11 protein-coding genes and 1 pseudogene are annotated in these 10,873 nt (G+C 57.2%); 8 read left to right on the plus strand and 4 right to left on the minus strand.

Annotated features, from left to right (window positions below; translation table 11 throughout):
* Positions 1-435: pseudogene (locus ACEQWH_RS14875) on the plus strand (vitamin B12-dependent ribonucleotide reductase); the annotation flags it as partial.
* A gap of 297 nt (positions 436-732) precedes the next feature.
* On the opposite strand, the gene ACEQWH_RS14880 reads toward ACEQWH_RS14875, so the two are convergent.
* From ACEQWH_RS14880 to soxR, 3 genes are all read right to left on the minus strand, one after another.
* Positions 733-2,274: a trimethylamine methyltransferase family protein gene (locus ACEQWH_RS14880; RefSeq protein ID WP_370232145.1), complete on the minus strand. Its 1,542-nt coding sequence runs from the start codon at positions 2,272-2,274 to the stop codon at positions 733-735.
* A gap of 237 nt (positions 2,275-2,511) precedes the next feature.
* Positions 2,512-3,681 (minus strand): pyridoxal phosphate-dependent aminotransferase, encoded by a 1,170-nt coding sequence (locus ACEQWH_RS14885; RefSeq protein ID WP_370232146.1) that lies wholly within the window; start codon positions 3,679-3,681, stop codon positions 2,512-2,514.
* 74 nt (positions 3,682-3,755) lie between these two features.
* The gene (soxR, locus tag ACEQWH_RS14890) at positions 3,756-4,208 is read right to left on the minus strand and encodes a redox-sensitive transcriptional activator SoxR (protein ID WP_370232148.1); all 453 of its coding nucleotides are present in this window, start codon (positions 4,206-4,208) and stop codon (positions 3,756-3,758) included.
* Positions 4,209-4,300: 92 nt separating this feature from the next.
* On the opposite strand from soxR, the gene ACEQWH_RS14895 reads away from it, so the two are divergent.
* The 4 genes from ACEQWH_RS14895 (at position 4,301) to ACEQWH_RS14910 (ending at position 8,680) form a co-directional block, all read left to right on the plus strand.
* Positions 4,301-4,678 (plus strand): VOC family protein, encoded by a 378-nt coding sequence (locus ACEQWH_RS14895; protein ID WP_370232149.1) that lies wholly within the window; start codon positions 4,301-4,303, stop codon positions 4,676-4,678.
* 215 nt (positions 4,679-4,893) lie between these two features.
* Positions 4,894-6,288, plus strand: a complete 1,395-nt coding sequence (gene cysS, locus ACEQWH_RS14900; protein WP_370232151.1) for a cysteine--tRNA ligase — start codon at positions 4,894-4,896, stop codon at positions 6,286-6,288.
* Positions 6,288-7,910 carry a citramalate synthase gene (gene cimA, locus ACEQWH_RS14905; RefSeq protein ID WP_370232153.1) on the plus strand — a complete coding sequence of 541 codons (1,623 nt, stop codon included), beginning with the start codon at positions 6,288-6,290 and terminating at the stop codon, positions 7,908-7,910. Before cysS ends, cimA begins: the two co-directional genes overlap by 1 nt.
* A complete protein-coding gene (locus ACEQWH_RS14910; protein ID WP_370232155.1) occupies positions 7,907-8,680 on the plus strand; it encodes a squalene/phytoene synthase family protein in 774 nt (257 codons plus the stop codon). Before cimA ends, ACEQWH_RS14910 begins: the two co-directional genes overlap by 4 nt.
* Here the strand turns inward: ACEQWH_RS14910 and ACEQWH_RS14915 are convergent.
* A complete protein-coding gene (locus tag ACEQWH_RS14915) occupies positions 8,675-9,337 on the minus strand; it encodes a helix-turn-helix transcriptional regulator (RefSeq protein ID WP_370232156.1) in 663 nt (220 codons plus the stop codon). The genes ACEQWH_RS14910 and ACEQWH_RS14915 overlap by 6 nt on opposite strands.
* 200 nt (positions 9,338-9,537) lie before the next feature.
* Here ACEQWH_RS14915 and tatA point away from each other — a divergent pair, with 200 nt between their 5' ends.
* The 3 genes from tatA to tatC all read left to right on the plus strand — a co-directional run.
* Positions 9,538-9,750 carry a twin-arginine translocase TatA/TatE family subunit gene (tatA, locus tag ACEQWH_RS14920; protein WP_370232158.1) on the plus strand — a complete coding sequence of 71 codons (213 nt, stop codon included), beginning with the start codon at positions 9,538-9,540 and terminating at the stop codon, positions 9,748-9,750.
* A gap of 23 nt (positions 9,751-9,773) precedes the next feature.
* The gene (gene tatB / locus ACEQWH_RS14925) at positions 9,774-10,253 is read left to right on the plus strand and encodes a Sec-independent protein translocase protein TatB (protein WP_370232159.1); all 480 of its coding nucleotides are present in this window, start codon (positions 9,774-9,776) and stop codon (positions 10,251-10,253) included.
* On the plus strand, positions 10,254-10,873 hold a 620-nt coding region (gene tatC / locus ACEQWH_RS14930), incomplete at its 3' end, for a twin-arginine translocase subunit TatC (protein ID WP_370232161.1).

Consider the following 10,873-nt stretch of genomic DNA (forward strand, 5'->3'; position numbering starts at 1 on the left):
GCCGTGTCTTATCTGGACCGCACCGATCTGGCGCATGTGAAACCACAGGGTCCGGCGTTCGATGATCTGGGACGTGGCGAAGAGGAAGGTGTCAGCAATATCAAAGAGATGAGCGGCGAAGCTGCGACACGTTCTCTGGAAGTGCTGAAGCAGATTTCCTCTACCGGCTACCTACGCAAGCGTATGCCACAGGAGTTGCTGGTTCTGAACGGTGGCACCGAAGCGTTGGATGCGAGTTCTGCTCTGGAAACTCTGGTGCCCGAAGTGGGTGAGGCAACGGTTACGGCCGCAACGCCCACGATGAGCGCCCGCGACAAGGCCAAGATGCAGGGCTATGAGGGCGATCCTTGCGGCGACTGCGGCAACTATACGCTGGTGCGCAACGGTACCTGCATGAAATGCAACACCTGCGGCGCGACCTCAGGCTGTAGCTAAGAAAACCTCGGGGGACAGGCCTTCGGGCCTATCCGACACCCCGGCGGGGGGTATATCCCGCCACGATTTCAGGAATAGATGCGTCTATTCCGAAGCGACGCTCGGACCGCAGGCAGAAATCAGAGCGGTACAATAGAGTGAGTTCGAGTGGCGAAACTAAAGCGTTTCGAGATCTAGCTGGCGATCAGTGTGATCTCGAAACGCCTTTTCCTTTTCTAAACACCCAAAGGCATAGACGGGCCCCATCATCGCGACAGGCGTAAAAAATGAGGGGCCGAAGCCCCTCAAATTTATGTCTTAAGATTTTGGCAAATAGATCTTAAACGCGTCTCGAATCTGGTCATCCAGTTCCTGATCAAAGGCGGCCTTTGACGGCTTTGACAGGATCTCTTCTTTGCGCTTGATCGCCTGTTGGTTCAGATCGGGTTTGCCGATTTCGGCCCATTCCTTGGGCGAAGTGCGGTCACCAATTGTCGGATAGACATAGTCTTTTTCCATCCGGCTCAAGGTTTCGTCGGTGCCCAGATAATGCCCGGGGCCGCCCAAACAGACCTCGGCCATCTGGTCCAGCCCCAGCGTGACGTCGTCCACCTCGATCCCGCGCAGAACGCGTTGGGCGTGGCCGATCATGTCGTCGCCCAAAATCAGGCTCTCGTGGCAAAAGCCCAAGAGCGACGCGTGCATGCCGACAGATTCATAGACCATGTTCAGCCCTGCAACACCCGCCAGTACGTTTGAACACATCTGCTCCCAACCCGCCTGCATGTCAGGCAGTTTGGCGTCGGTCATACCGGCGGCTGAGCCTCCGGGCAGGCCGTAGTATTTGTGCATTTGCGTGCAGCCTGCCGTCAGCAGGGCCTGTTCGCCAGATCCACCAGTCATCGCGCCAGAGCGCAGGTCCAGACCAAAGGGCCATGTGCCGAAAATGGCCGGGTAGCCCGGTTTGATCGCGTTGACGTAAACCAGCCCCGCAAGGCACTCTGCAACCGCCTGGACGATCGCGCCAGCCACTGTGGACGGCGCGGTTGCGCCGGCCATACCAGCAGACAACAAAAGCACAGGCATGCCGCCTTCGATGCAGCGTTCCATGACTTCGCAGGATTCAGTTGCGAATTTCATGGGAGGAACCACAAAACAGTTTGAGTTGCTCAAGAACGGCTTGGCGCGCCAGGCCTCTTCGCCGCCTGCAATCATGTGCAGCATTTTCAACGCGTCTTCGACGAAATCCGGCTCGGTGAAAGACGTGCCGATGTGCTTGGTCGTGCCAGAGCATGAGGCATAGATCGTGTTCACATCCATTTCGCGGTTGTCCACGATGTCACGGCACACCATCGGGCGTTGCAGGAAGTGAACATGCTCGAGCGTGTCCACGATTTTTGCGGCGTCGTGCAGATCCTGCACGGTTGAGTCGCGGTATTCGCGGCCTTCGACGTCGACCATGCTGACCGCAGCACCGGCAGTGCCGAAATGCACGCGGTCGCCTGATAGAACCAGATCGTTTTCACCGTCGCGGCTGTATAGCGTGATTTCGCGGCAGGCGGTTTCCAGCGCTTTTTCCACGACCGCGCGCGGAAAGCGGATGCGGCCATCATCGCCTGCGATACAGCCGACGGATGTCAGATAGGCGACGCCACTTTCTGGTGCGTCGCACAGGCCGATTTCTTCGAGTGCCCGAAGTGCGGCTTCGTGAATGCGTTCAACATCTTGATCTGAAAGAGGTTTATAGTAACCTCCTTCCATACCGGCTTTGACCGGACGCAAGGCTTTTGCCAATGGGGCTGCTCTGTTCGCGCGGCGTGCCGCACGTCCACCAGAGCGGCGAGGAGAGATATCGTTCATGTGTGTTCCCTGAATTTGAATGGCTAAGTGATTGGCTCATTCAAAGGGCAGGGCGACCCCGCGCAGCACGACCGCGATCCGCACCAATGGTGCGGGACACGATATTAATTTTCCACTGACGGTTCTTCATGTGTTCCTCCGTCCGCACGAAAAACGACAAATAATAGACCTGATCTAGGTCATTCGCGACATGAGGGTATTTTGGGTGTCGCAAAACGACAAATCAAGGATAAGTGTTTAAATACGCGCCTTTGCGTAGTTAAGCAGCCGTTTGATCGCGTCTTGCAGCCGGTCGTCATCAACCGTCAGAGCGATCCTGATGTGGCCTGCGGCCGCTGTGCCAAAGCTTTCGCCGGGCATGACCGCGATCAATTCCTCTTGCAACAGACCGCTTGCGAAATCTTTGCCAGACAGCCCTGTCGCCCGCACGTCGAGCATGACATACATCGCGCCCTGCGCAGGCACCAATTGCGCGACGTTTTGGCCCTCGACCAAGGATTGAACGAAGCCACGGCGACGTAAGAAGGGCTCTGCCACGGCCGCTTCGACCGAGGTGCCTTGTTTCAGCGCGAACTCTGCGGCGTCCTGAACAAAACCGGTGACGCCATATGTGGTGTTGGTGACCAGCTCGGTGAGCTCCTGAATCACCGCTTCGGGTGCCACGATCCAGCCAATGCGGCTGCCTGTCATGGCGTGGGATTTGGACAGTGAATTCACCACGATCGTGCGTTCGGCCATGCCGGGCAGGCTGCGTGGGCTGATATGTTGCCCTTCCCAGACTTGTGTCTCATAGACCTCGTCTGAGATCAGCCAAAGATCGAAATCCTGACAGGCCTTCGCAATCGCGTCGAGGGTTTCCGCGCTATAGACAGCCCCCGTCGGGTTGTTCGGGGAATTGATCAGCAAAGACGTCGCGCCCTCGGCATGGGCGGCGATGTCTTCATATGTGGGTTGAAAGCCATTTTGGGCCCGTGCGGGAACAGCAACGGGCTGCGCACCGACAGCACGCAGCGTGCCGGGGGAGGTGGCGTAATAGGGATCAATATGCAGGGCGCGATCGCCGGGGTTCAGGGCGGCGAAATGTGATGCGAACAGCCCTGACTGACCACCGGGCACGATCAATACGTTCTTGGACGTTGTCGCAACGCCAGTACGGGCCTGAACTCGGTCTGCAACGGTCTGACGCAACGAAGGCGTGCCAGGGATCGCGGCATAGCCTGTGTGTCCCCCCAAAGCGGCCGCATGCATGGCCTCTAGGATCTCTTGTGATGTGCCAATGTCATGTTCGCCAATCGTCAACATGGTCACTGGTTCACCGGCCGCGATCATGTCGCGCGCCTGCTCAAAGATCTCCCAGCCGTTAGAGCCACCGCCATTCAATGTCAGAACACGATTGGAAAGTTTCATCGCCATACTGCCTTTCGGAATCAAACCTTGTGCCATGGGATCGAAATTTCGCGAAAGGTCAACACATGGCGTTGTTAGGCCGGGGAATCTCCGAGCAGATAGCGTGGGCCTTTGCCCTTGTGTCGAACGCTGTCCTTTGGATTGTAAAGCGCACAGGCCTTCATCGACAAACATCCACATCCGATACAGCCATCCAGTTTTTCGCGCAGAACTTCCATCTGTGCGATGCGCTGATCCAGATCCTTACGAAACCTTTTCGAGATCCGCGCCCAGTCGGCTTTGGATGGGGTGCGACCCTCGGGAAGCCCGTGCAAGACCTCGCGGATTTGGGCAATGCTGAAACCGAGGTTCTGCGCGATCATCACGAAAGACAGGCGGCGAATGTCGGCACGGTCAAAGCGGCGTTGCCCGGTTTCCGTGCGAAATGGATGCACAAGTCCTTCGTCCTCGTAATAGCGAATTGCCGAGGTCGCGAGGCCGGTGCGCCCTGCGATTTCACCGATAGTCAGGCCGCGATTTCCCATCATGCTGTAAACACTCCCAAAAATTCCTATTGCCTTAAAGTATACTTGAAGAATTACAGTGAATTCAACGTTGATTCAATGCGGAAGGAATTCGAATGAAACTAGAGCACGTGAATATCACCGTCGAAGACGCACAGGCAACGGCGCAGGTTTTGATGCAGATTTTTGATTGGCACATCCGCTGGGAGGGTGCGTCGATGGACGAAGGATATACAGTTCATGTTGGTGATCGCGAAACTTATCTGGCTTTGTACAGCCCGGCAAAAAAGCTTGGACCGGCAGGCGAAAAATATGCGGTCAAGGGCGCTATCAACCATGTTGGGGTGGTGGTGAACGATCTGAAAGCCACCGAAGCGAAAGTGCGGCAAGCCGGTTTTGCGCCGCATTCGCACTATGACTATGAGCCCGGCGAAAGGTTCTATTTCAACGGTCCCGACGGGCTGGAATATGAGGTTGTCAGCTACGACACATAGATTGCGCAATCACCGGTCTCTTTGCGCATAAGGCGGGCCATGGGCAAGTCCCTTGACCCTTTGCGCGCGGCTGCTATGGTCGCGCGCATGACCAAGACCAGCACAATCATTATTTGCTGTATTGCCTGCTAACAGTGTTGGCGGGCGGTTCTTCTATTTCAAACCATTGATAAAGTTGCTAAGCCCGCCGCGCGAGACCCGTGTGTGAGGACACTATGACCGAGATCAAGCTCTATAACTCTAAGACCCGCAAAAAAGAGGTCTTCGAGCCGATTATTCCAGGTCAAGTGAGCATGTATGTCTGTGGGCCGACGGTCTATGATCGCGCCCATCTGGGCAATGCACGCCCGGTGGTGGTGTTTGACGTTTTGAACCGGTTGATGCGGCATGTTTATGGGGCTGACAACGTCACCTATGTGCGCAACTTCACGGATGTCGACGACAAGATCAACGCAACCGCTCTGTCGCGTAAAGAGGCTGGTGCTGCGGGCACGCTGGAAGAGCTGATTGGCGAGCGCACCGAAGAGACCATCGGCTGGTATCTTGGCGATATGGCCGCCTTGGGCGCGATCGAACCCAATCACATGCCGCGCGCCACGCAATACATCGCGCCGATGATCGCGATGATTGAAAAGCTGATCGCAGATGGCTTTGCCTATGCAAAAGACGGCCACGCGTTGTTTCGGGTGCGCAAGTACGAGGACTACGGCAAATTGTCCGGCCGCTCGGTCGATGACATGATCGCCGGCGCGCGGGTCGAGGTGGCTCCTTATAAAGAAGATCCCATGGATTTCGTTCTGTGGAAGCCCTCAAGCGATGATCTGCCGGGGTGGGACAGCCCCTGGGGGCGCGGGCGGCCGGGCTGGCACATCGAATGTTCCGCCATGGCCTATGAAATTCTGGGCGACAGTTTCGACATTCACGGCGGCGGCAATGATTTGCAGTTCCCGCACCATGAAAACGAAGTGGCGCAAAGCTGCTGCGCGCATCCCGAGGGTGAATTCGCGCGGGTCTGGATGCACAATGAAATGCTGCAGGTCGAAGGCAAAAAGATGTCCAAGTCTTTGGGCAACTTCTTTACCGTGCGCGACTTGCTAGAGCAGGGCGTTCCGGGCGAAGTGATCCGCTTTGTGTTTCTGTCCACGCATTATCGCAAGCCGATGGATTGGACTGCGAAAAAGGCAGAAGAGGCCGCCGCGACGCTGCGCAAGTGGCGTGGGCTGACCACGGGCATCGAGCCCGCAGACAGCCCATCCCCGGCGGTTCTGGCGGCTGTTGCGGATGATGTGAACACCGCCGGTGCGCTGGCGGAAATGCACCGTCTGGCCAATGCCGGGGAAGCCGCACAGTTACTGGCTTCGGGCCTGTTGCTTGGTCTGCTGGACGACAAACTCGGGGACTGGGCGTCTGCGCCTTCGGTCGATTTGTCCGCCTTTGAAACCCAACTGTTTGAGGCCCGCACTGCGGCTATGACGAGCAAGGATTTCAGCGAGGTCGACCGGTTGAAAACCGCCTTCATCGGCGCAGGCCTTGAAGTGCGCATGAGCAAAACCGGCGTTGAACTGGTGCCGGGGCCAAACTTTGATGCCTCAAAACTGGAGGCGCTGTGATGGAAAAAGAACGTCTTTATCTTTACGACACCACGCTGCGCGATGGGCAGCAAACGCAGGGTGTGCAGTTCTCGATTGATGAGAAAAAGCAGATCTCTCAGGCACTTGATACCCTAGGTGTGGATTTCATCGAAGGCGGTTGGCCCGGCGCCAACCCGACCGACAGCGCGTTCTTTGAGGCGCGTCCAGACACTCGCGCGACCTTTACCGCCTTTGGCATGACCAAACGGTCTGGCATGTCGGCGGAAAACGATGACGTTCTGGCAGCCGTGTTGAACGCAGGCACGCCTGCGGTCTGTCTGGTTGGGAAAAGCCATGATTTCCACGTCGAGACGGCGCTGGGGATCACGCTTGAGGAAAACACCGACAATATCGCACGGTCCATGGCCCATATCGTGGCACAAGGGCGCGAGGCGATGTTTGACGCCGAGCATTTTTTCGACGGCTTCAAGGCCAACCCGACTTACGCGCTGCAAGCCGTGCGTGCCGCCTATGACGCTGGGGCGCGTTGGGTTGTGCTGTGTGACACCAACGGTGGCGCGATGCCGGCCGAGGTACATGAGGCCACGGCTGCTGTGATCGAGGCGGGCATTCCGGGAAGCCATGTCGCGATCCACACCCATAACGATTGCGAGCAGGCGATCGCGAATTCGCTGGCCGCCATTGATGCGGGCGCGCGGCAGGTGCAGGGGACGTTGAACGGACTGGGAGAGCGGTGCGGCAACGCCAATCTGACCACTCTGATCCCCATTCTGCTGACCAAAGAGCCCTACGCCAGCCGCTTTCAGACCGGCGTGACCGCTGAGGCCCTGACGGGATTGACCCGCATCAGCCGGATGTTGGACGACATCCTGAACCGCGTGCCATCCAAGCAGGCCGCATTCGTCGGCGCGTCGGCCTTTGCGCATAAGGCGGGGCTGCATGCCAGCGCGATCCTTAAGGATCCGACGACCTATGAACATATTGACCCCAAATCGGTGGGCAACGAGCGGGTCATTCCCATGTCCAATCAGGCGGGCCAGTCCAACCTGATCAAACGCTTGGCGGATGCTGGCATAGAGGTGCAAAAAGGCGATCCTGCTTTGGCCCGCATCCTGTCGCGGATCAAAGAGAAAGAGTCTCAGGGCTATAGCTTTGATACAGCGCAGGCCAGCTTCGAGCTTTTGGCGCGTGACGAATTGGGGATGCTGCCGTCTTTCTTTGACGTGAAACGCTATAAAGTGACGGTTGAGCGGCGTAAAAACAAATACACTCAGAGGGTTAGCCTGTCAGAGGCGGTCGTCGTCGTCAAAATCGGGGGCGAGAAGATGCTGTCGGTCAGCGACTCGCTGGACGAGGGCGGCTCGGATCGAGGCCCGGTGAACGCGCTGGCCAAGGCGCTTGGCAAGGATCTTGGGCCGTATCAAGAAATGATCGCGGATTTTAAACTGGTCGACTTTAAGGTGCGGATCACCCAGGGCGGCACCGAAGCTGTGACGCGCGTTATTATCGACAGCGAAGACAGCAACGGGCGGCGTTGGTCCACCGTTGGCGTCTCTGCCAACATCGTGGATGCGTCGTTTGAAGCCTTGCTCGATGCAATCAATTGTAAGCTTATACACGACGGTGCGGTTGCGGTGTGACGGGTCTGACCGATGACATAAACGCCTGCGCTGGCCTTGTTCAGCGCGGCGATGCGGACCGCTTTCTGGCGATTATGGCGGCGCCGGTTGCGGCGCGTGCTAAGTTGTTTCCGCTGTTTGCCTTTAATATCGAAGTCTCGCGCGCGCCTTGGATCACGCAGGAAAGCATGATTGCCGAAATGCGCCTGCAGTGGTGGCGTGACGCTTTGGAAGAGATCAAAACCGGCGCGCAGGTTCGACGCCACGAGGTTGTGTCGCCTTTGGCGGCTGCGCTGACACCTGACATGGCCGACGGTCTGGATGCGCTGATCGAGGCGCGTCGGTGGGATATCTATAAGGATCCGTTTGAGGATGATGCCGCGTTTCGCCGCTATCTAGAGGCCACGACGGGAAATCTTTTGGTGACAGCCTGCCAGATGCTGGGTGCGGCGGATAGCAAGGCTGTGCGTGACATCGCTTTTGCCCATGCGCTTGTGCGCTGGTTTCAGGCCATCCCAGAGCTTGAGAACCACGGCAGGCGTCCGCTGGTGGATGGGCGCGCAGAGGCTGTTGCCGCCTTAGCAACCGAGGCATTGGCGCGCAGAAAAGCTGCTGCAACAAGTCTGATCAGCCGACCCGCCCGCGCAGCACTTTTGTGCACATGGCAGGATACCGCGCTTTTGAAACAGGTTGCCAAAGATCCGATGCTGGTGGCCGATGGTGCGCTGGGTCTGAGTGAATTCCGGCGCAAGGCCAGCTTGTTGGCGATGTCGACAACGTTGCGCCTATGACGCGCGGCGGTCCAGATCGGCCAGCGTCTTGCCCGGCTCATCCACAAACAGCCCCGGCAGAATTTTAACCGTTTCGATCTGATCGACGCGAAAACTTCCGAAATCATTCAGGTCTTCGACCCAGGCGGTCAGGCTCCAGACGCGGCCCCAATAGTCCAGTTTCAGCGGCCTGAGGGTGTGATTGGCGCCCGAAACCATCTCAATCGCGATGCGTTGCTTGGTGCGGATCGCGCCGCGCAGATTGGTCAAATGCTGAAAGGCATAGGCGGACTCGGCGAAAGGATAAGCCGCGAAATTCATGGACTTAGGCGCTGCGCGATGATCTTCGGGCAAGACGGCATCGATTTTTTCGGCCAACGACCGGGCAGCTGTGCGCAGCGTTTCATCACCCGATTGTCCGGCGGCGGATAGGGTCACAAGCAGCGCATCCAGCTCTTCTTCAGAAAGGTTCAGCGGGGGCAGGGTGATCGCCGCACGCGAGGAATAGCCACGTCCGCGTTCGCCCTCGACCGGAATGCCACTGGCGGCAAGCATGTCCATATCGCGGTACATCGTGCGCAGCGAGACGTCGAAACGAAGCGCCAGATCCTCGGCACGGTGGACCGCGCCATCCTTCAGAATCTCGATCAGGGCATAGAGTCGTTCTGTGCGTTTCATGTGTGATTCTCACCTTTGCTTAACTCACCTTACTGACAAAAACCTGTCAATTGACACTCTATTGACAAAGCGCACTGCATTTTTTGTCCAAATCCTTCAAAAATAGGTGATTTCGGTCTTTTCGTCCCCGAGTACTCTGCATAAGTTCTGCTCCAGAAAGTTGAAACGAGGCTCTCGGGCCTCTGTGCAGGAGAAATACAATGTCCCTAGGTCCATGGCAGGTTCTGCTCATCGCCGTTGTCGTTCTGGTTCTTTTTGGCCGCGGCAAAATCTCGTCCCTGATGGGCGAAGTCGGCAAAGGCATCACATCCTTTAAGCGTGGCGTTCAAGAAGGCAAAGACGAGCTTGAAGAACAGCTCGAAGAAGCCAAAGACGTAACGCCAGAGTCTGAAAAAACCAAAGACGACGCCTAAGCGCTGCGTGAAAGGAGCGCCGGATGTTTGATTTCGGTATGGGCGAACTGCTCATTATCGGCGTTGTCGCGCTGATTGTGGTTGGCCCAAAAGACCTTCCAGTTCTGTTTCGCCGCGTTGGGAATTTCGTCGGTAAGGCGCGTGCCATGGGGCGTGAGTTTTCGTCTGCGATGAACCAGGCGGCGGCGGAAAGCGGCATGGATGACGTGACCAATACGATCAAAGCGGCCACGAACCCTGCCAAGGGCGCGGTGGATGCTTTGGCGGAACACGCGAAATCCGCGGTGAATTACGATCCAGAAAGCGAGACGGGCAAGTTGGCCGCAAAGCGCGCGGAGGATGCGAAAAAGATTCACGACGCTACGGCGAAACGTCAGGCTGAGAAACGCGCGAAAGAGGCCGCTGCGGCCGCTGAAAAAGCGCAGGCCGAGGCAAAGGCCGCGCAAGAGGCCGTAGAGGCCTTGAAGTCGGATGGATCCGACACAGAGAACAAGGACGCATAGATGAGCGCTACCGACGAAATGGAGGCAAGCTCCGCCCCGTTGATCGAGCATCTGGCCGAGCTGCGCACGCGTCTGATCCGGTCTGTGATCGCCTTTGTGATTGGCTTTATCGTCTGCTTTATTTTTGGCAAACAGTTGTTGGATTTTCTGCTGATCCCGATCGAGCAGACCATGCGCAATTTGGGCGATCCAAACCCCGTGATGCAGTATACTGCGCCGCAGGAATACTTTTTTACGCTGGTCCGCGTGGCCATGGTTGCCGGTCTGGGACTGTCATTCCCTGCCATCGCACATCAGCTTTGGCGTTTTGTGGCGCCCGGTCTGTATCGCAATGAAAAATCTGCGTTTTTGCCGTTTTTGATTGCCTCACCGGTCTTGTTTATCTCGGGCGCGGCCTTTGCGCATTTCATCGTAACTCCGCTTGCGATGCAGTTCTTCCTTGGCTTTGCGGATGCCTCGTCGCTGGTGTCAGCCTTCTTTGTCGAAGGCGCCGCCATTGAGACCCCAATCAGGGACGACGGCATTGCCATCGTCTTCCAAGGTAAGGTGAACGAGACATTGGACATTACGCTTAAGCTGATCGTGGCGTTTGGCTTGTGTTTCCAGCTTCCGGTTCTGCT

Origin of the sequence: Cognatishimia sp. (assembly GCF_964229375.1) — a bacterium.
Taxonomy (GTDB): domain Bacteria; phylum Pseudomonadota; class Alphaproteobacteria; order Rhodobacterales; family Rhodobacteraceae; genus Cognatishimia.